Origin of the sequence: Pararhizobium sp. (genome assembly GCF_035497515.1) — a bacterium.
In the GTDB taxonomy this organism is placed as follows: domain Bacteria; phylum Pseudomonadota; class Alphaproteobacteria; order Rhizobiales; family Rhizobiaceae; genus Pararhizobium.
Genome location: NZ_DATJDJ010000180.1, coordinates 22,810 through 42,757, shown reverse-complemented (window position 1 = coordinate 42,757; position 19,948 = coordinate 22,810). Strand labels below are relative to the sequence as shown.

Annotated in this window: 18 protein-coding genes, 1 tRNA gene and 1 riboswitch; of the genes, 8 read left to right on the top strand and 11 right to left on the bottom strand. The window is 62.5% G+C overall.

Annotated features, from left to right (window positions below; all coding sequences use genetic code 11):
* Positions 1–12: 12 nt before the first annotated feature.
* On the bottom strand, positions 13–1,197 hold the full coding sequence (locus VL202_RS19160) for an O-succinylhomoserine sulfhydrylase (RefSeq protein WP_325465669.1): 1,185 nt from the start codon (positions 1,195–1,197) through the stop codon (positions 13–15).
* Positions 1,198–1,241: 44 nt separating this feature from the next.
* Positions 1,242–1,320: riboswitch (SAM riboswitch) on the bottom strand.
* Between the two features lie 107 nt (positions 1,321–1,427).
* On the opposite strand from VL202_RS19160, the gene VL202_RS19155 reads away from it, so the two are divergent.
* From VL202_RS19155 to VL202_RS19145, 3 genes are all read left to right on the top strand, one after another.
* Positions 1,428–2,525: a 2'-deoxycytidine 5'-triphosphate deaminase gene (locus VL202_RS19155; RefSeq protein WP_325465668.1), complete on the top strand. Its 1,098-nt coding sequence runs from the start codon at positions 1,428–1,430 to the stop codon at positions 2,523–2,525.
* A 65-nt stretch (positions 2,526–2,590) separates the two neighbouring features.
* Positions 2,591–2,664 (top strand) — tRNA-Gly (locus VL202_RS19150).
* A 234-nt stretch (positions 2,665–2,898) separates the two neighbouring features.
* Complete coding sequence (locus VL202_RS19145; protein WP_325465667.1) at positions 2,899–3,189, top strand: hypothetical protein; 291 nt, start codon at positions 2,899–2,901, stop codon at positions 3,187–3,189.
* A gap of 10 nt (positions 3,190–3,199) precedes the next feature.
* On the opposite strand, the gene VL202_RS19140 is transcribed toward VL202_RS19145, so the two are convergent.
* Entirely contained in the window at positions 3,200–5,101 is a 1,902-nt protein-coding gene (locus VL202_RS19140) for a glycosyltransferase family 2 protein (protein WP_325465666.1), read from the bottom strand.
* A gap of 91 nt (positions 5,102–5,192) precedes the next feature.
* Between VL202_RS19140 and VL202_RS19135 the strand changes: the two genes are divergently transcribed.
* Positions 5,193–6,065, top strand: coding sequence for a transporter substrate-binding domain-containing protein (locus VL202_RS19135; RefSeq protein WP_325465665.1), 873 nt, complete (start codon positions 5,193–5,195; stop codon positions 6,063–6,065).
* A 5-nt stretch (positions 6,066–6,070) separates the two neighbouring features.
* Here VL202_RS19135 and VL202_RS19130 read toward each other — a convergent pair whose 3' ends face one another.
* From VL202_RS19130 to VL202_RS19120, 3 genes are all read right to left on the bottom strand, one after another.
* A complete protein-coding gene (locus VL202_RS19130) occupies positions 6,071–6,481 on the bottom strand; it encodes a tellurite resistance TerB family protein (RefSeq protein WP_325465664.1) in 411 nt (136 codons plus the stop codon).
* A gap of 149 nt (positions 6,482–6,630) precedes the next feature.
* Positions 6,631–7,503, bottom strand: coding sequence for a thermonuclease family protein (locus VL202_RS19125; RefSeq protein ID WP_325465663.1), 873 nt, complete (start codon positions 7,501–7,503; stop codon positions 6,631–6,633).
* Between the two features lie 13 nt (positions 7,504–7,516).
* Positions 7,517–8,182, bottom strand: coding sequence for a helix-turn-helix transcriptional regulator (locus VL202_RS19120; RefSeq protein ID WP_325465662.1), 666 nt, complete (start codon positions 8,180–8,182; stop codon positions 7,517–7,519).
* 155 nt (positions 8,183–8,337) lie between these two features.
* Here VL202_RS19120 and VL202_RS19115 point away from each other — a divergent pair, with 155 nt between their 5' ends.
* Both VL202_RS19115 and VL202_RS19110 read left to right on the top strand, forming a co-directional pair.
* Positions 8,338–9,483 (top strand): calcium:proton antiporter, encoded by a 1,146-nt coding sequence (locus tag VL202_RS19115; RefSeq protein WP_414692900.1) that lies wholly within the window; start codon positions 8,338–8,340, stop codon positions 9,481–9,483.
* A 155-nt stretch (positions 9,484–9,638) separates the two neighbouring features.
* Positions 9,639–10,517 carry a DMT family transporter gene (locus VL202_RS19110; RefSeq protein ID WP_325465660.1) on the top strand — a complete coding sequence of 293 codons (879 nt, stop codon included), beginning with the start codon at positions 9,639–9,641 and terminating at the stop codon, positions 10,515–10,517.
* On the opposite strand, the gene mntR is transcribed toward VL202_RS19110, so the two are convergent.
* Positions 10,514–10,963 (bottom strand): manganese-binding transcriptional regulator MntR, encoded by a 450-nt coding sequence (gene mntR, locus VL202_RS19105; RefSeq protein ID WP_325465659.1) that lies wholly within the window; start codon positions 10,961–10,963, stop codon positions 10,514–10,516. The two genes, VL202_RS19110 and mntR, sit on opposite strands and share 4 nt — an antisense overlap.
* A 263-nt stretch (positions 10,964–11,226) precedes the next feature.
* On the opposite strand from mntR, the gene VL202_RS19100 reads away from it, so the two are divergent.
* Together VL202_RS19100 and VL202_RS19095 are read left to right on the top strand one after the other, a co-directional pair.
* Complete coding sequence (locus VL202_RS19100) at positions 11,227–12,585, top strand: Nramp family divalent metal transporter (RefSeq protein ID WP_325465658.1); 1,359 nt, start codon at positions 11,227–11,229, stop codon at positions 12,583–12,585.
* Between the two features lie 244 nt (positions 12,586–12,829).
* Positions 12,830–13,864 (top strand): Tim44 domain-containing protein, encoded by a 1,035-nt coding sequence (locus tag VL202_RS19095; protein WP_325465657.1) that lies wholly within the window; start codon positions 12,830–12,832, stop codon positions 13,862–13,864.
* Positions 13,865–14,239: 375 nt separating this feature from the next.
* Here VL202_RS19095 and VL202_RS19090 read toward each other — a convergent pair whose 3' ends face one another.
* From VL202_RS19090 to VL202_RS19070, 5 genes are all read right to left on the bottom strand, one after another.
* Positions 14,240–14,749, bottom strand: a complete 510-nt coding sequence (locus VL202_RS19090; protein ID WP_325465656.1) for a DUF1801 domain-containing protein — start codon at positions 14,747–14,749, stop codon at positions 14,240–14,242.
* Between the two features lie 139 nt (positions 14,750–14,888).
* Positions 14,889–15,767, bottom strand: a complete 879-nt coding sequence (locus tag VL202_RS19085) for an aldo/keto reductase family oxidoreductase (RefSeq protein WP_325465655.1) — start codon at positions 15,765–15,767, stop codon at positions 14,889–14,891.
* A 389-nt stretch (positions 15,768–16,156) separates the two neighbouring features.
* A complete protein-coding gene (locus VL202_RS19080) occupies positions 16,157–18,370 on the bottom strand; it encodes a 3-hydroxyacyl-CoA dehydrogenase NAD-binding domain-containing protein (RefSeq protein WP_325465654.1) in 2,214 nt (737 codons plus the stop codon).
* 34 nt (positions 18,371–18,404) lie between these two features.
* Entirely contained in the window at positions 18,405–18,620 is a 216-nt protein-coding gene (locus VL202_RS19075) for a hypothetical protein (RefSeq protein ID WP_325465653.1), read from the bottom strand.
* Between the two features lie 11 nt (positions 18,621–18,631).
* A complete protein-coding gene (locus VL202_RS19070) occupies positions 18,632–19,840 on the bottom strand; it encodes an acetyl-CoA C-acetyltransferase (RefSeq protein ID WP_325465652.1) in 1,209 nt (402 codons plus the stop codon).
* Positions 19,841–19,948: the final 108 nt, after the last annotated feature.

The window sequence follows — 19,948 nt, the reverse complement described above, 5'->3', positions numbered from 1 at the left end:
AGTTCCGAAAGATCAGGCCTGGACGGACTTCAGCGCCCGGGCGAAATCCTCGATCAGGTCTTCACTGTCCTCAATGCCGGCCGAGAAGCGAACGGTGCCGGGCGAGATGCCGAGTTCGGTGCGGGCCTCTTCGGAGAGGTTCTTGTGCGTCGTCGTCGCCGGATGCGTGATCAGGCTCTTGCTATCGCCAAGATTGTTGGAGATCAGCACCGTCTCGAGCGCGTTCTGCAGCTTGAAGGCCGCTTCCTTGCCACCCTTCAGGTCGAAGCAGACCAGAGTCGAGCCGCCCTTCATCTGCCGGGCGATGATATCGGCCTGCGGATGGTCCTTGCGGCCCGGATAGATGACCTTGGCGACCTTGCTCTGGTCTGCAAGGAAATCGGCGACGCGGGAAGCATTCTCGCTCTGCTGGCGTACCCTGAGCGGCAAGGTTTCGATGCCCTTCAGCAGTGTCCAGGCGTTGAACGGCGACAGTGCCGGGCCTGTGTGGCGGAAATAGTCCTGCAGGTGTTCCTTGATCCACTCCTTGTCGGAGAGGATGACTCCGCCCAGGCAGCGGCCTTGGCCGTCGATATGCTTGGTGGCGGAATAGACGACGATATGGGCGCCAAGTTCCAGCGGCTTCTGCAGCAGCGGCGTCGCAAAGACGTTATCGACGATGACCTTGGCGCCGATCTGGTTGGCGATCCCCACGACGCCTTCGATATCGACCACTTCCAGCGTCGGGTTGGTCGGGCTTTCGAGAAAGAATACCTTGGTGTTCGGCTTGACGGCCTTTTCCCAATTTTCAAGATGCCGCCCGTCGACCAGCGTGAAGTCGATGCCGTATCTCGGGGCCAGTGTCTCCACCACCCAGCGGCAGGAGCCGAAAAGCGCGCGGGCGGCAACGATATGATCGCCGGCTTTCACCTGGCAGAGGACGGCCGCCGCCACCGCCGCCATCCCGGATGCGGTGGCGCGCGCATCCTCGGCGCCCTCCAGCATGCACATGCGCTGCTCGAACATGTCGTTGGTCGGGCTGCCGTAACGCGCATAGATGAAGCCGTCGGTCTCGCCCTTGAAGCGCGCTTCGGCGGCTTCCGAGCTGTCGTAGACGAAGCCCTGCGTCATGAAGATGGCTTCGGAGGTTTCACCATGATTGGAACGGGTCGTGCCACCATGAACGAGCTGTGTCGCGGGGCGCCAGGTTTTGCTCATTATCGTCTCTTTCAACACAAAAAAACCGGCCGCGAAAAAGCAAGCCGGTTTCAAACCCGGCCTTTTTAGCTACTTGTTTAACGTGGCTGCAAGCCGACCGGCCAAATCACCACGGGATAAGTCAGTATTTACTGATTTGCCGCGCTTGCGTCAATTCCCGCGAGCGAGAAGATATGTCACAGGGACAATTTGAGTTATGACGTGCTGTTCGCGGCAAAGAGGACGATGAGATGACCAGGGCGACGGGTATTCTAGCCGATCGCGCCATCGCGGCGCTGTTTGACGAAGGACGGCTGAAAAGCGAAGCCAAGCTGGATGTCGATCAGATCCAGCCGGCGAGCCTCGACCTTCGCTTGGGCTCGAAAGCCTTCCGCGTGCGCGCCAGTTTCATGCCGGGTCCCGGCCATCTGGTTGCCGACAAGCTGGATCGGCTGAAGCTGCATGTCATCGACTTGTCGGAAGGATCGGTGCTGGAGACCGGCTGCGTCTACATCGTGCCGCTGATGGAAAGCCTCGACCTGCCGGCCGACATGTCGGCCTCTGCCAATCCGAAGAGTTCGACCGGCCGCCTCGACATCTTCACCCGCGTCATCACCGACCGGGCGCAGGAATTCGACAAGATCCCCGCCGGCTATACCGGTCCGCTCTATCTCGAAATCAGCCCGCGGACCTTCCCGGTCATCGTCCGGCGCGGCTCGCGCCTGTCGCAGATCCGTTTCCGCATCGGCCATGCGTTGCTCGCCGAAACCGAGGTGATGGCGCTGCACGAAAGCGACGTGCTGGTCGCCAGCGAAACGCCGAATGTCTCGGGGGCGGGGATTGCGTTGTCGATCGATCTCAAGGGCACCGGCGTCGATGGCCTGATCGGCTATCGCGGCAAGCATCATACCGCAGTCGTCGATGTCGACAAGAAGGCCGTGCATGGCATCTACGATTTCTGGGAGCCGCTCTACAGCCGCGGCCGCGACGAACTGATCCTTGATCCCGATGAATTCTACATCCTCGTCTCGCGCGAAGCCGTGCATGTTCCGCCGCTCTATGCCGCCGAAATGACGCCGTTCGATCCGCTGGTCGGCGAATTCCGTGTCCATTATGCTGGTTTCTTCGATCCCGGCTTCGGTCATGTCTCGGCCGGCGGCAAGGGCAGCCGCGCCGTTCTCGAGGTCCGCAGCCACGAGGTTCCATTCATCCTCGAACACGGCCAGATCGTCGGCCGGCTGATCTATGAACATATGATGGAGCGGCCGCAGGGTCTCTACGGCCTCGGCCTTGGCTCGAACTACCAGGCTCAGGGCCTGAAGCTCTCCAAACATTTCCGTTCTGAATAGCTGCGCCCGAAAATTGCTTGCCGCCTTGACAGTCGTCGCAACTTGGTGGAAACCTCACGGGCGCTGCGGGTATGATGTAGTGGTAGCGTATTAGCTTCCCAAGCTAAGTGTGCGGGTTCGATTCCCGCTACCCGCTCCACCTTGATCTCAGGGCTTTGCGTGCAAATTTCGAGCGATTTCAGTCTTGGCCGAACTTGGTGACATGTTGCCCGGCAATGCGAGCCGCTTGTCTATTCTTCGCAAGCTATAATCGTGATGCGCGACATTGAAAAGCCTCGGTGCCCTTGATGCGCACGCGCTGGCAGAAGTCCTGTTGTTCCTCCTATCGTGTTCGTGATCTCTGGTGTCATTCAAACAGGAGCGCCCTCTCGCCATGTCCATGGAAAATCCCGAATATCGGCGCCAGCTGGAGGAAGAGCGTGAGCAGCTCAAGAACGTGCTCGCTAACGAGTTCAAGTTCTTCAGCGCCACCAATGATTTTCGCGATGGCATGCTGCCGGGCATCATTTCGCTCATGCGGCGCTACGACAGTATCGAGCGGGTGCTGAAGCGCTATCAGGCCGATGAAGCGCGTCCAGACGTTGAGCCGCCCGTGGTGATCGGCAGACCGCCGGTGGAGGGCGATACGCTGCATTTCGTCGGTAACGCTTCTCCCCGCAAATGAGCGACACGCTTTAAGTCTCGCCCGTGGCGCCGACCGCGACATGCGGCGTCTTGTTCCAGGAGAACGGGCTGGTTCGCAGTTCCAGCAGCGCCCGCCAGGCGGCCACCGACATGATCAGCCAATAGGCAGGCACGAAGGCCCAGCGCCAGCCCACCGCGCGCCTCTCCCGCTTCGTCATCCTGTTTCGCCCGAGCGCGATGAAGACCGCATAGCTGCCGAAGATGTTCACGACATCGCAGATGAACAGCCAGAATGTCAGCCAGCTATCGACATGGGTACCGTCCTGAACCATTGCCCAGCCGAGATAGACGAGGAAACCGAGGATGACCGGATGGCAGAGCGAGGACAAGAGCATGCCGGCGATCAGCACCTGGAAGACGGAAAAGGCGAGCCAGCCCATTTCTCGGCGCAATTGCGCAGGCCTGCGCATCAGCACCAGCCAGGTCTGCAGCCAGCCCTTGAACCAGCGGGTGCGCTGGCCGAGCCAGATCGGCAACGTGATCGGCGCCTCCTCGAAGGTCGGCATGAATATGACCTGGGATCGATAGCCCAGCCGATGCAGCCGAAGGCCCAGATCGGCATCTTCGGTCATGTTGTAGGGATCCCAGCCGCCGATCTGCTTGAGTTCGGCGGTACGGAAATGATTGGATGTCCCGCCGAGCGGTAGTGGCAGCCGGGTCAGCGACAACATCGGAAGAAGACCACGGAACAGGCCTGCATATTCCACCGCGAAAAGCGCACTCAGCCAGGATTGCCGCGCATTGGTGACGATCAGCGGCGCCTGCAGGCAGATGACGCGCGACGGCGCGGCGTGGAAGGCGGCATAGGCCTCGCGCAGTTGCCTCGGGTGCATTCGGTCTTCCGCGTCATAGACGGTGACGAAGGCACCCCGAACGCCGGACAGCGCATAGCTCAAAGCCTTCGGCTTGGTGCGCGGCAGATGCACCGGCACCTGGACGATCTCGTATTCCGGCGCCAGCCGCATGGCCTTGAGCGCCGCGATCGTCTCGATGTCGTCTTCCTCGCAGACCAGCTTGATATCCAGCCGCGAGCGCGGCCAGTCGATCCGGTTGAGGGCATCGACAAGTTGCCCCGCGACGCTCTTCTCCTTGTAGAGCGCGACCAGCACCGAATAGACCGGCAGGGGCGCCTCCGGCAGTTCTTGTGTAACGCGTGCCGGCGCTCGGTCCTGCCTGAAGGCACAGCCGAGCGCATAGAACCGGACGAGGAAATTGGCGAGGTAGAAAAGCGACAGCACGACATGCAGCAGCAGCAGGCTGATCATCGGCAGCGTCACGGCCATGACCAGCAGAGCGCTGAGCATGATGCCGGCGTAAAAACCCTGCTTGCCCCAGAAGGTGATGCGGGCGCTGTGAAGCGGCGTGGTCTCGAACAAGGACTGGGTCGTGGCCGAGACCCGGCGCAACCGCCCCGCTTGCCAGACCGCCGCGCGCACCACCGATGGTGTCGAGGCGGCAAGCGACTGCCGCAGCATCGGTGTCCGTTCCAGCAGGGCGGCAACGTCGTTCAACCGCATCAAGGAGGGGACAATGATCGTGACTGGCGGTTTCGACGGGTGATGCACACGCAGGGTCTCGGGTCGAAGCAACTGGATGTCCGAACCGGCAATATCCTGTACGCGGACTGGATCGATCTGCGATATGAAATCGATGCCCAGCATGTCGGCAAGCGCTTCGAAATAAATGATCTCGTCGATCTCGCCGGAGGCCAGAAGCTCCGCCTCGACGGTGGTGCTGTGGCTTTGCGCCGAGAGCATCGCCCGGGCGATCAAGGGCTTGCCGATGCCCATCCGCAGAAGCAGGCGGCCTTCTTCCTTCAACGCTGGCGCGAACGGGACCGGTGCGGCAGCGGGGGGCGAGGACGCGGCCGATGGTTCATTTACGGTAGCCATTCCGGAATTGTCCGGATATTCTCCGAGACGCATGAAATCCCCGTTGCTGCTTGCGCGGCAATATCCCTATCTGATCCCGGGAATAATTATAATGACACGCTCTTTCCGTGCATCCCTAAAATTTTACGGGATTTTCGCGCTGTGCGTGCTTCTGGTTGCGCCTTTTTCGGCCATGTCGCACGCTCAGGACGATGTTCATGACATGCCGCTGCTGTTCGATGCGCGCGAGCGGATCGCCAAGCCGGACCTGAGCGGCCTGGCACGGTTGCGCTTCCTGACCACGGTCGATTTCCCGCCATTCAATTTCATCGACCAGTCCGGCCGCCTGTCAGGCTTCCATGTCGACCTCGTCCGGGAGATTTGCCGGGAACTCGACATCGCAGCCAAGTGCCAGATCCAGGCCGTGACCTTCGCCGAACTGCAACCGGCGCTGGAGGACGGGCAGGGCGAGGCGGTCGTGGCCGGCGTCGGCATCAGCCCGGAACTGCGCCAGCGCTTCGCTTTCTCGCGTGTCTTCATGAAGCTGCCGGCCCGGTTCTCGGCCAACCGGCGGGCGATGGGCAATGCACTGTCCGTCGCTGAAATCGGCAACAGACCGGTGGGCGTCGTTGCAGGCACCACGCATGAGGCGATGCTGAAAGCTTTCTTTCCGAAGCTGACCGCGACCTCCTTCCCGGCGCGCGAGGCGATGCTTGCCGCGCTGAAAGAGGGCAAGGTCGCTGCCGTCTTTTCCGACGGCATGCAATTGTCATTCTGGACGGCCGGCGGCGAGGCCGCCAATTGCTGTGCCCTTCTCGATGGCGCCTATTTTTCGCCGCGCTTTCTCGGAGAGGGCCTGGCGATCATGAATCGCAAGGGCGATCCGGCGCTGACGCAGGCGATCGATCATGCGTTGCTCGAGCTTTCGCGAAAGGGCAGGCTCAACGAGATCTACCTGCGCTATTTCCCCGCCGGGATCTATTGAACTTCCTATTTGCGAAAGCGGGCCATGGCGCCGCGTTCGATCGCCGCGCAGGTGAGCTTGTCGAGGCCCAGCCGATCGCGCAGCAGTTGCAGCAAGCGGATTTCCTCCTGGCGGATGGAATGGTCGGCAGCGGCAATCTCGACCGCCAATGCATAAGCCGTGTCGTAGAGGCGCGACGGTAGTGCCTCGCGCACGACCTCGAGCGTGATATCGAGGCCCTCCGGCCCGCCGAGAAGAGCGGCGCATTCGCGGGCGGTGTGCATCAGGTGATCGTCGTCGAAACCGGCGAAGACCGGCAGGAAACCCGTCAGCCGGCCGATGCGCTCCAGCTCCTCGTCGGTCATGACGGTATCGACCGCCGACATCATCACCATGACATAGATGAGGGCTTCGTGATGGCTGAGGGTTGTGGGCATAGATGGTTCCGTGCTGTTTGATGCGGCTTCACAGGTATGGGCGGCGCGCGCTGCTTACAAGTCCTGTTTTCCCGTATCCATCTCCAACGGCAGTTCGTTGGCTACAGCGCCGCGCGCCGAATATGACGCGCAAAGGTCGCTGTAATACTTTAATTATGCAGTAGGTCCACCCCGTCGAGTGCCTCCGGCGTAGCGCTGAAATCCCTGGGATCGTCGCCGAAGAAACCGAGACGGGATTTACGGGCCGCATCCACCTTGCTCGCCAGCGGAGAACCTGCCGGCGTTTCCGCCCAGCCGTTTTCGGCCAGCCATGCGGCCGGATCGAGATCGCTGACGGTGCAGGCGGCAGTCACGGTTCCCTGCCAGCCGTTCTTCGGAACGGTGCAGCGAAGGGCGCGGGCGCGGAGGAAATTGCGGAAGGCAGTGCGTGCGACGATGCCGCAGGGCCAGGTCGCCGCGCCGTCGCCACAGGTCCGGTCCGCGTCCTGCGGCGCCAGTCCCTCCAGTTGCAACTGTCTGTCACCAAAGCGGATCAGGCCGGCCGACAGCGCTACGGGATGGCGCAGCACGACCGGCACGGGCTGGGACTTCGCGACCGGGTCCGACAGCGGCAGGCGCGGCTCGATGCGTTCCAGCGGCTGTGTCGTCCCGTCCTCGGGAAGACCGAACTGTTCCGGGGCGATACCGCGCACGACCGTATCATCCGGCGCGATCATGCTGCGTTCGCCGGAAGGGAGAGGATCGGAAGGCAAGGCATCCGAAGATGAAGGATCGGGTATGGGGGGCTCAGCGAGGGGTTCACCGCCCTCGACCCGTCCTGCGCCCGCCCCGGGGACCGGAATATCCTTATCCATGTCGTCGCCGCCGAGATCAGGCATGTCGCTCATATCCGGCGTCTCGAGCGAGAAATCGGGTGTTGCCGCCTGTTGCCCCTGGATGGCCGAGGCGCCGCTCATGAGAATGAAGATCGTCAGGGCAATACAGAGAAGGCCGCCGCCAGCGGTGAGCAGATGCTTCTTCATCAGGAAAACTGTCCTATTGGCTGGCCCAGATGATGCGGGCAATCCATTCGACATCGCTCAGTTCGAAGCTTCGGTTCGGGTGGTCGGGATTGAGCGAGAGCAGTTCGATGCTGCGCGCGGTCTGGCGGACCAGTATCTTGGCCATGACCTCGCCCTCGGTCGTCTTGACCACGACTCGGTCGCCGCGCCGGATCTGCGCGCCGGGCTCGACGATCAGCACGTCGCCGTCGCGGTAGAGCGGCAGCATGCTGTCGCCCTGGATTTCCAGGGCATAGACGCCAGCCTTGGCGCCGGGCGCTGCCGGAAACTCGACCACATCCCATCCCTGGCCGGCCGGAAAGCCGCCGTCGTCGAAGAAGCCACCGGCCCCGGCCTGGGCAAAGCCGAGAAGCGGGATCGAGCCGCTTTGCGGCGGAAACGCGCCGTCCGGCAGGGCGCCCGCGGCCTGGCCGGGGCGCAGGAAGTCCATGAACTGGGTGATGGTCGAGCCGGTGGCGTCGAGAACCTTGGCGATCGATTCCGTCGAAGGCCAGCGCTCGCGTCCGTCGGCGGAATGGCGCTTGGACTTGTTGAACGAGGTTGGATCAAGCCCGGCCCGGCGGGCAAGGCCCGAAGGGGATAGCTGATGACGTTCGGCGAGCGCGTCGATCGCGCTCCAGATACGGTCATGGGAAAACATCGTTGCGCATCCTGCAGGCGGTGAAGCGTGACGCTTTCGGTTGGCTGTCCGGCTTCTGTCTTGGTTGAAGATTAGCGAAAATGCGGGGTGGAGTAAAGCGAAAGAGGAAAATAATCCTGCACGCCTTCCTGCTTGAAAAGCGTGGCGCAATTGAAATGTCCGCTCCACTGCCTATACTTGATTGGCATTCGTTCCGCTGCTTGCGAGGCGCCTGCTTGTCGTCCATCATCAAATCCGAACGCCTGCTCGGCGTCGCCGTTGTCGTTGCCGGTTTCGGCCTCTCGTTCGAGCACGCGCTGCTGGAGATGGGGCAGGCGGCGGCGCTGATCGGTGCCGCAGTTCTCGTCCTTGCCATCGTGCTTGCCTCGATGCGTGTCGCCCACCATGCCGAAGTGCTGGCCGCCAAGGTCGGCGATCCCTACGGGACGATGATCCTGACGCTGTCGGCCGTGCTCGTCGAGGTGACCATCCTGGCGATCATGATGAGCGCCGAGGAAATTTCGCCGACGCTGGTACGCGATACGATCTATTCGGCCGTCATGCTCGATATCAACGGCATTCTCGGGCTTGCTGCGCTGCTCGGCGGCCTCAAGCATGGCGAGCAGTCCTATAACGACGATTCCAGCCGCACCTACAGCGTCATGATCCTGACGGCGATGGGTATTTCGATGATCGTGCCGGAATTCGTGCCGGCGGCGAAATGGCATCTCTATTCGGCCTTTACCATCGTCGCGATGCTGATGCTCTATGCGGTCTTTCTCAGAATGCAGGTCGGCGTGCACAGCTATTTCTTCAGCTACAGCTATCCCAAGCGCGAAGGTGTGGAAAAGCGGGCGCCGGAACAGGAACCGGTCGCGCTTTCCATCGGCATCCTGATTGCCGGCGTCGTCGTCATCGGCGTGCTGGCCGAGGTCATGTCCGGCCTGCTCACCTTCGGCCTGAAGAGCAGCGGCGCGCCACCGGTCATGGCAGCGCTCGTCGTTGCCGCCATCTCGGCCTCGCCGGAAATCATGACGGCTGTGCGGGCGGCCCTTGCCAACCGCATGCAGGCCGTCGTCAACATCGCGCTCGGAGCCTCGCTTTCGACCGTGATCCTGACCGTGCCGGTAATGGAGGCGATCGCGCTCTATACCGGCCAGCCGTTCATCATGGCCATGTCGCCGGTGCAGACGGTGATGGTGACCATCACGCTGATTGCTGCCGCCATCAACCTCAATGACGGCCAGACCAATGCGATCGAGGGCATGACCCATTTCGTGCTGTTCGCCACCTTCATCATGCTTTCGGTGCTGGGAATCTAGCATCGGTTTCCGCAGGCCGAGCGTGTGGGGTGAGGCGCAACCGCCGACACCCCCATTTTTCGCCACAGGCCGGTGGATTGGTCCACCTTTCCCGCCACCGCGCGCCGCGCTATCACGGGCCATGCCGACGATGCGTCGCGCATCGGGAGACTTGCGTGACGACCTCGGTTCTTTCCGGCGTTCTGCTGACAATCTTTTCCTATTTCCTGTTCTCGCTGCAGGATGCGGCAGTCAAGTGGCTGGTCGTGGCGCTGCCGGTCTGGCAGATTCTGTTCGTGCGCAGCGTGACGATTTTCTCGATCTGTTTCCTGATCGGCGGCCGGCCGCTGATCGGCCGGGCATGGCGCTCGCCGGTGCTCAAACCCATGTTCGTGCGCAATATCCTGCTGCTCGCTGCCTGGCTGTCCTATTATACCGCCGCGCGCGATCTCGGCCTCGCGGAACTGACGACGCTCTATTATGCCTCGCCAATCCTCATCACCATCCTTGCCGTGCCGATCCTCAAGGAGCATGTGCCGCCGCTGCGCTGGATCGCCGTGCTTGTCGGCTTCGTTGGCGTCATGGTCGCCACCGATCCGTTCGGCACGGGTATGAAACTCAGTCTGCCGGTCTGGCTGGCGCTGCAGGCCGCCGTGTTCTGGGCGATCTCGACAGTGCTGTTGCGCAAGACCGCATTGCAGGAGGTGACGCTGGTGCAGATGACGATCTCCAGCGGTTTCTTCATCCTGTTCACCGGCATTGCCGTTGCCGTCGATTACGTGCCGCCGAGCCTGACCGATGTGGCGCTGATGGCCGGCACGGGGGTGGTGGCCGGCATCGGCCAATATGCGCTGTTCGAGGGCATGCGCCGCGCCCCGGTCTCGGTCTTGGCGCCATTCGAATATTCGTCGCTGATCTGGGCGTTCGGTCTCGGTTTCCTGATCTGGGGCGATATTCCTGCATCGCAGGTCTTCGTCGGCGCCGGCCTGATCTTTGCCGCCGGCATGATCATCATCCTCGGCGAACGCTTCGGCCGGCGGTTGCGGGCCGGTTAGGTTTTCCGCTGGATGAAGCGGCGGAAGGCTTCGAGCGTTTCGCCGCTGACATGGTGTTCGATGCCTTCCGCATCGATGCGCGCCGTTTCCGGGCTGACCCCGAGGCAGCGCAGGAAGGCTTCCACCGTCTGGTGCCTTGCGCGGCTTTCCTCGGCCATCTTCTGGCCGGCCTCGGTCAGGAACACGCCGCGATAGGGCTTGCGCGACACCAGGCCTTCGGCCGCCAGCCGCGCCAGCATCTTGGCGACCGTCGGCTGGGCAACGCCAAGGCGGGCGGCGATATCGACCTGGCGCGCCTCGTTGCCATCCTCGATCAGGTCGGCGATCAGCTCGACATAATCCTCCACCAGCGCACCGCGACGGGCTTCGCGGGTCTGCCGGAATCCCTCGGAGTGAATGTCCGCGTCGGGAAGCGGATCCGTGCGGGGAACGGGGCGGCGCGGCAAGGGGCGTAGTCCTCTCGGGTCTCTACAGAGCCGCGCGTCATAGGACGCGCAAAGGTCGCTGTAACACTTTAAATATACAGCAGTGCAATGTGTTTTGCGATTTCATAGCACGGGCTTGAATTTTTCATAACGGTTTATCCCTCCGTCCACCGCCCAGATCGCCCAAGAAAAAGCCTTATCGATACAATATAGCCTATTGCATAATGTTGAGCCTTGGCATAGCTTTCAGGCAACTCAGCCCATTCCGTGTCCGGAGACCGTGCATGACCGAAACGCAAGCCGCCCTTGCACCGCAACAGAGCTGGACGTTTGCCAGCCGTGATGAAGACGCCCGCCCAAGCCTTCCCGAAGTCAATGCCAGCATTCCGGTGCCCTCCGGTGGTGTCTGGTTCCGCCGGCTGCTTGCCTTCATGGGGCCGGGCTACATGGTTTCGGTCGGCTACATGGATCCCGGCAACTGGGCGACGGACATCGCCGGCGGATCGCAGTTCGGCTATACGCTGCTGACGGTCATCCTGCTCTCCAACCTGATGGCGATCCTCCTGCAGGCGCTCGCCGCCCGGCTCGGCATCGCCACTGGGCGTGATTTGGCGCAGGCCTGTCGCGACACCTATTCCAGGCCGGTCAACTTCATGCTCTGGCTTGCCTGCGAAGCGGCGATCATCGCCTGCGACCTCGCAGAGGTCATCGGCACGGCGATCGCGCTGCAGCTTCTGTTCGGCATTCCGCTGATCGGCGGGGCGCTGATCACGGCGGCCGATGCGTTCCTGTTGTTGCTGCTGATGAACAAGGGCTTCCGCTATCTTGAGGCCTTCGTCATCGCGCTGTTGATCGTCATCGCCGGCTGCTTCATCATCCAGATCGCCGCAGCCGCTCCGCCGGTCGCCGCAGTCCTCCGCGGTTTCCTGCCGTCGTCGGAAGTGGTCACCAACCCGGCCATGCTCTACATCGCCATCGGTATCATCGGCGCCACAGTCATGCCGCATAATCTCTATCTCCACTCCTCGATCGTCCAGACCCGCAACTACAAGCGCACCGACGAGGGTAAGCGCGATGCGATCAAGTGGGCGACGACGGACAGCACGATCGCGCTGATGCTGGCTTTGTTCATCAATGCCTCCATCCTGATCATCGCGGCGTCCGTCTTTCACGCCAATGGCCGCACCGACGTGGCCGAGATCGGCCAGGCCTATGAACTGCTCTCGCCGCTGCTTGGCCTCGGCATCGCCTCCACCCTGTTTGCGGTGGCGCTGCTTGCCTCCGGACTCAACTCGACGGTGACGGCGACGCTGGCCGGCCAGATCGTCATGGAAGGCTTTCTCCGGCTGCGCATCCCGCAATGGGCCCGCCGCCTGATCACCCGTGGCATCGCCATCATCCCGGTCGTCGTCGTCACCTGGATTTATGGCGAGAGGGGTACGGCGGAACTGCTGGTGTTCAGCCAGGTCATCCTGTCGATGCAGCTACCCTTCGCGGTCATTCCGCTGGTGCGTTTCGTCTCGGATAAAAAGAAGATGGGCAATTTCGTCATCCCGAAATATGTCGCGGCCATCGCCTGGGCCGTCGCCTCGATCATCGTCGTGCTCAATCTCAAGCTGCTGTACGACACCTTCATCGGTTAGGCGGCCCATAAGACAGACAAGCGAAAAGGCGGCGGGTTTGTCGCCTTTCTCTTTTGGCGGTTATCGCTTCGATTTCGGTGGCGGGGATATGTGTCTCACCGGTTTTACGGCCGTTACCCGGGTTTCGCGTCCCGCTTTACCGTGAACTGGTCCCCAAAAGCCTTCAATTCGCACACCGATGCCCCCATATGTCCTGCACGGGGCGCGCTTGGCATGCCCACGGGAAACAACAGGATTGGGTTTGATGTTGAGGTTTGGACGGGTTCTCGCAACCTTTGCGGTTGCTTCGATGGTGATGCTGACGGTGGTGGATCTGGCCGAGGCCCGGCGTGGCGGCAGCGGTTTCGGCAGCCGTGGCAGCCGCACCTTTTCCGCGCCGCCGGTCACCCGCACGGCACCGGCCGACGCCACACCGATCAACCGGACGATGACGCCGCAGCAGGGCAATCAGAACCAGTCGGCAGGCCCGCAATCGACGGCGCAACGTCCCGGCGCGCAGCGTCCGGGCGGCCTGTTCGGCGGCTTTGCCGGCTCCATGCTCGGCGGCCTGGCATTGGGCGGCCTGATCGGCATGATGATGGGCACCGGCTTTGGCGGCATGGCCGGCATGCTCGGCATGATCCTGCAGATGGCGCTGATCGCGGGTGCGGTGATGCTGGCGATGCGGTTCTTCCGCAATCGCCAGACGGCAGCCCCGGCCGGTTATTCGCCGCGCCAGGCCGCCGCCGGCGCCTCGCCGATGCAGGGTTTTGGCACCCCTGGGCAAGGTATGGGCTCCGGTATGCCCTCCTTCAAGATTCCCTCGATTGGCGGCGGCGGCAGTGCCGCACGCCCGGCACCGGCGCGGCAGGCTGGTCAGTCGACCGATGAGATCGGTGTCGGCGAAGACGATCTTAGCCAGTTCGAGGCCATGCTGAAGCAGGTTCAGGCCGCTTATGCCGCCGAGGACTACGGAACGCTGCGCAAGCTGACGACGCCCGAGGCGATGTCCTGGCTTGCCGAGGAACTGAGCGAGAATGCCACCAAGGGCGTGAAGAACGAGGTTAGCGACGTGCAACTGGTGCAGGGCGATGTCGCGGAAGCCTGGAATGAAGATGGCGACGACTATGCCACCGTCGCCATGCGCTACGAGAGCATCGACGTCACCCGCGACCGCGCCACCGGCCGTGTCGTCGAAGGTGATCCGGACCAGCCGACCGAAGCCGTCGAGCTCTGGACCTTCCTGCGCAAGCGTGGCGGTGACTGGCAGGTCTCGGCCATCCAGGGCATGGCGGCCTGAGAGCGGACGCATCCCGGCCAAACAATCGGCCGCCGGTTTGACCGGCGGCCTTTTCATATGTCGGTCCCGCCCTCCGGCCCCCCTAAAAAAGCCTGCCAAGTTCCTTCAGGGTCGCTTCCTGGCGATGGGCGCCGTCATGAATGCAGGGCGGAAAAATTTCTGATAGCCGAGTGTTGTCGATTGTATCTCCGACAGAACCCACGGCAGGCCTTTGCGCGCCGGCAGGCCGGGAGTGTGCAGGTTGGGGAGGGGCGCACTCGGAGTTGACTGTTTGGCGGAGTTGGCTGTTTGGGCGGCTGTTGGCTCCCCATCCTCCGTCATTCCTGTGACGAGCACAGGAATGACGGAAGTGAGGAGGCTATTTCAAGGGCGCCTTCACATCTTCTCCCCCGGCATCAAACTCGCCTGCCGGATCCAGTCGACAAGCTGCGCCTCATCGAACATACCGTCCTCGTGAATATGCAGGTGGCGTGCGGACGCTGTCTTCGAGGCGATCGGCGGCATCGGGGTTAGCGACGTGCCGCGGAAGAAGGTGAGTTTGATGTATCTTTCGAAGCAGTGGATGCCGAGGAACCAGCTCTGGCCGTCCATGCCGTAGAGCGGCGAGTTCCATTTGACCGCTTTTTTCACGTCGGGGACGGTCTGCGTGATGAGCGTGTCAAGGCGTTGACCAACGGGGCTTTTCCAGCCGGGCATGGCGGCGATATAGGCCTGGACGGGGGCGTCGCCGTGGCCCTTGGCGATCTGGGGATTGCCGCCGGAGAGCAGGACGGGGACGGTCGGATCGGCATCCTGTTTCGCGGTGGTTTTCGGGGCGCGGCGTGGCTTGGCCGGGGTGGCTTTGTTGTCGGGACGGTTTGGCTTTTCGGGTGTCTTGGCCGGCATGACATGTCTCCGCTTGACGCCGGATCATAGCGGAGTGCCGGGGGCGAGGCGAGACGTGTGTCCGGCGGGGAGTGGGAACGGATATCGGAAAAGGACCATCGCGCGGCTTTCCGCGGCTGCGCGATGGTCGGATCGATGGTCAGGCGGCCTTGGCGGCGGCGATGGCGTCGAGGTCGCGGATAGCGTCGGCCGGCAGCACGAGGTCGACGACGGCGAGGTTTTCACGCAGATGGGCGCGCGAGGAGGTCCCGGGGATCAGCAGGATGTTGGGCGAGCGCTGCAACAGCCAGGCGAGCGCCACCTGCAGCGGCGTTGCACCGACCCGTGCGGCGACATCCGAGAGCGTCGAGGATTGCAGTGGCGAGAATCCGCCGAGCGGGAAGAAGGGGACGTAAGCGGTTCCTTCCACCGCCAGTGCCTCGATGAAGGCGTCGTCGTCGCGATGGGCAAGGTTGTACTGGTTCTGGACGCAGACGATATCGGTGATCTTGCGGCCGTCGGCCACCTGTCTGGCGGTGACGTTGGAGAGGCCGACATGCTTGACGAGGCCCTGGCGCTGCAGGTCGGCGAGCACGGTCAGCGGTTCCTCGAGCGAGCCTTCGGCCGGGCCGTGGACATCGAACATGGCGCGCAGGTTGACCACCTCGATCACGTCGAGGCCGAGGTTCTTGAGATTGTCGTGGATCGCCTGCGTCAGCGCTTCCTTCGAGAAAGCCGGGTTCCACGAGGCGTCGGCGCCGCGCGTGGCGCCGATCTTGGTGACGATGACGAGGTCGTCGCGATAGGGATGCAGCGCTTCCCGGATGATCTGGTTGGTGACATGCGGGCCATAGAAATCACTGGTATCGATATGATCGACGCCGTTTTCGATGGCTTCGCGCAGCACGGCGACGGCTTCCGCGCGATTCTTCGGCGGGCCGAAGACGCCCTTGCCGGCAAGCTGCATGGCGCCGTAGCCGAGACGCTTGACCGCGCGATCGCCGAGGGTGAACGTGCCGGACTTTTCAAGATTGGACATGATGGTGCTCCGTTGCTGGGACATCTGTCAGATAGGCCGTTTTCGTCTGAACGATAATGGCGGATAATCGGTACGGGTTGTTCGGTTTTCCGGACAGTGAGCATTTGCTAGGGACGCCGGTTTGCACTCCGATGTCGGATTTTGAGCGGCGTCAATCACCATCCCTCCCTCATCTTCGCCCTTGTGGCGGGGATCCAGCCGCAGCGCGTCTGCGATGCGAAAAGACCTTTTCAGCCCCAGGACTTGGTCTGGCTGTATGCCTGTGCCAAGCACCGGCGTGACGGGTTTTCGTGGCCGCTCGGGCCTCCGATGAGACACCAAATCAAAGGGAGTTTTTACCCGCACGAGGCTCCATTCGGGGCCTCGCCGTCACTGTTATCTTACCATACTCACGCAGCCTTCGCCGCCGCGCCGTAGGGATCGAAGCGGCCGTAGAAGGTTTCGTCCTTGGCGGCCATGTCCTTGAGGAGCGGCGTCGGCTGGAAATGCGCGCCGTAGGTGGCGGCCAGCTTTTCGCACAGCGCGACGAAGGCCTTGACGCCCATGCCGTCGATATAGGAGAGCGTGCCGCCGGTATAGGGCGCGAAACCGAAGCCGAGGATCGAGCCGACATCGGCTTCGCGCGGGTCGGTGACGATACCCTCTTCAATGGTGCGGGCGGCTTCGAGCGCGATGGTGACGAGGAAGCGCTGCTTGATCGTTTCGACGTCGAAGCTGTCGGCGCTCTTCTGCGGGAAGAGGTCCTTGAGGCCCGGCCAGAGCGACTTCTTGGCCGGCTTGGCCGGGTAGTCGTAGAAACCCTTGCCGTTCTTGCGGCCACGACGATCGAGATCGTCGACCAGCTTGTTGATCAGCGTCATGTGCTTGGGATCGACCGAGGCTTCGCCCAAGTCTGCGATCGAGGCCTTGAGGATCTTCTGGGATAGATCGATCGCCACTTCGTCGTTGAGCGACAGCGGGCCGACGGGCATGCCGACCATCTTGGCGGCATTCTCGATCATCGCCGCCGGCACGCCTTCGATCAGCATGTCATAGGCTTCGTGGATATAGCGGAAGACGCAGCGGTTGACATAGAAGCCACGGGTGTCGTTGACGACGATCGGGGTCTTCTTGATGGCCGCGACGAAATCGAGCGCGGTGGCGAGCGCCACATCGCCGGTTTCCTTGCCGAGGATGACTTCCGTCAGCATCATCTTTTCGACCGGCGAGAAGAAGTGGATGCCGATGAACTGGATCGGGCGCTTGGAAGTCTTGGCAAGGCCGGTGATCGGCAGGGTCGATGTGTTGGAGGCGAAGATGGCGTCTTCGGCCAGAACGGCCTCGACCTTCTCGATCACGTCCTTCTTGACCTGGCGATCTTCAAACACGGCCTCGACGACGAGCTTGACGTTTTTCAGGTCGCCGTAGTCGGCCGACGGGGTGATCAGCGCCAGGAGGGCTTCGCCCTGTTCCTGGGTCATGCGGCCCTTGCCGATCGCGTCCTTCACCAGGCCTTCGGAATGGGTCTTGCCCTTGGTCGCGGCTTCGATATCGCGGTCGATGAGGGTGACGGCGATGCCGGCGGCGGCCGAGACATAGGCAATAGAGGCGCCCATGAAACCGGCGCCGACGACGCCGATCTGTTTCAGGTCCGCCTTCGGAATGCCGGCCGGGCGGCGCGCGCCCTTGCCGAGTTCCTGCATCGAGATGAACAGCGAGCGGATCATCGAGAAGGCTTCGGTGGTCTGCAGGATTTCGGTGAAATAGCGCTGCTCGATCTTCAGGCCGGTGTCGAAAGGAACCTGCAGGCCTTCGTAGACGCATTTGAGGATGGCGAGGCCGCCGGGATAGTTGCCCGATGTTTCGCGGCGCAGGATCGCGGAGGCGGCCGGCCAGAGTTGGGCAGCGGCCGGCGTCCAGATGCCGCCGCCGGGAACCTTGTAGCCCTTTTCGTCCCAGGGCTGCACGGGCTTCAAACCGTTCTTGATCATCGCCCTGGCGGCGTTGATCAGTTCGGCTGGATCGACCACCTCATGCACCAGACCCATGGCCTTGGCGCGCTGCGGCGTGAGCGAGGAGCCGGTGGTCATCATCTGCAGGGCGTCCTGCGCATTGGTCAGGCGCGGAACACGCTGCGTGCCGCCGGCACCCGGGAAGATGCCGACCTTGACTTCTGGCAGGGCGATCTTGACGGATTTCGAACTGGCGGCGACGCGGCCGTGGCAGGCGAGCGACAGCTCGAACGCGCCGCCCATGCAGGTGCCGTTGATCGCCGAGACCCACGGCTTGCCGCAGGTTTCGAGCTTGCGGTAGAGGCCGGTCATCTTGCCGGTGAGGTCGAACAGCTTTTGCGCGGCGTTCTCCGGGTCGATCTTCTTCTGTTCAGCTTGAAACGTGAACATGCCCTTGATCATCGACAGGTCGGCGCCGCCGGAGAAGGTCGACTTGCCGGAGGTGAAGACAACGCCCTTGACGGCCTCATCCGCGACCGTCTGGTCGATGATCGCGTCGAGTTCGGTCATCACCTCGGCGGTAATGACGTTCATCGACTTGTCGGGCATGTTCCAGATGACGAGCGCAATGCCGTCTTCGTCGGTTTCGATGGTGAAATTGGTGTAGCTCATGATGGGATTCCTCTCCCCTGAAATTCGTTCATAGTCAAAAGACGCCAAGCGCTAGAGAAAACCCGCCGACAACGAGAATGAGAACCACCAACAGAACGCGGTTTTGTACGCGCAGGCGGCGGACGTGTTCGTCCGTCCCGATCTTTGTGGAAGCCTCGTAGTCCGCCTTCATGTCCCTCTCCAGGTTATGATGGGCGAACTCCTCCTCGATTTCATGCTTATGCTGCTCGTAGACTTCGCGCCGTGGCATGTCTTTCGTTCCTAGACCCGTTCAATGATCGTTGCCGTGCCCATGCCGGCGCCGATGCACAGCGTAACGAGGGCGGTCTGCTTGCCGCGGCGTTCCAGTTCGTCGAGCACGGTGCCGAGGATCATCGCGCCGGTGGCGCCGAGCGGATGGCCCATGGCGATGGCGCCGCCGTTGACGTTGATCTTGTCGTGCGGAATGTCGAAGGCCTGCATGTAGCGCAAAACGACGGCGGCAAAAGCCTCGTTGAGTTCGAACAGGTCGATATCGGCGATCGACATGCCGGCACGCTTCAAAAGCTTCTCGGTAACATCGACCGGGCCGGTCAGCATCAGCGCCGGATCGGAGCCGATATTGGCGAAATGCTTGATGCGGGCGCGGGGCTTCAGGCCCATGGACTCGCCGCCGGCCTTGGAGCCGAGCAGAACGGCGGCGGAACCGTCGACGATGCCGGAGGAGTTGCCGGCATGGTGGACATAGTTGATGCGCTCGATTTCCGGATGTGCCTGGATGCCGACGGCGTCGAAACCGCCCATCTCGCCGGGCATCTGGAAGGATGGGTTGAGCGAGGCAAGGTTCTGCATCGTCGTGGTCGGACGCATGTGCTCGTCTTTGGCGAGGATAACGATGCCGTTCTGGTCCTTCACCGGAATGACCGACCTGTCGAAATAGCCGTTGTCCCAGGAATGGCCGGCCCGCTTCTGGCTTTCGACGGCATAGCCATCGACGTCATCGCGGGAGAAACCATATTTTGTGGCGATGAGGTCGGCCGAGACACCCTGCGGCATGAAATAGCCGGGGAAGTTGACGGAGGGATCCATATACCAGGCGCCGCCGGACATGCCCATGCCGACACGCGACATCGACTCAACGCCACCGGCAATCACGATATCGTCGGCACCAGCCGCGATCTTGCCGGCGGCAAAATTGACGGCGTCGAGGCCAGAGGCGCAGAAGCGCGAGATCTGCATGCCGGGGGCCTTGTTGGAATATCCGGCTTCGAAGGCGGCGGCCTTCGGAATCACGGCGCCGGCCTCGAACACCGGATCGACGCAGCCCATGATGATGTCGTCGACGGTGGACGTATCGAGCCCGGTGCGGTCGCGCAGTGCCTGCAGCACCTTGGCGGCGAGGCGCGGCGTCGGCACTTCGTGCAGTGCCCCATCCTTCTTGCCCCGGCCGCGCGGCGTGCGCACGTGGTCGTAAATGAAGACTTCGGTCATGATTGTTTTCTCCCTGTCGGCAGTTCAACCTGCCAAAATCTATGTGTCCACTGTCACCGGCGGCATGCGCCGGGTCAACCCTCCCCCTTGTGGGGAGGGCGGAGCAAA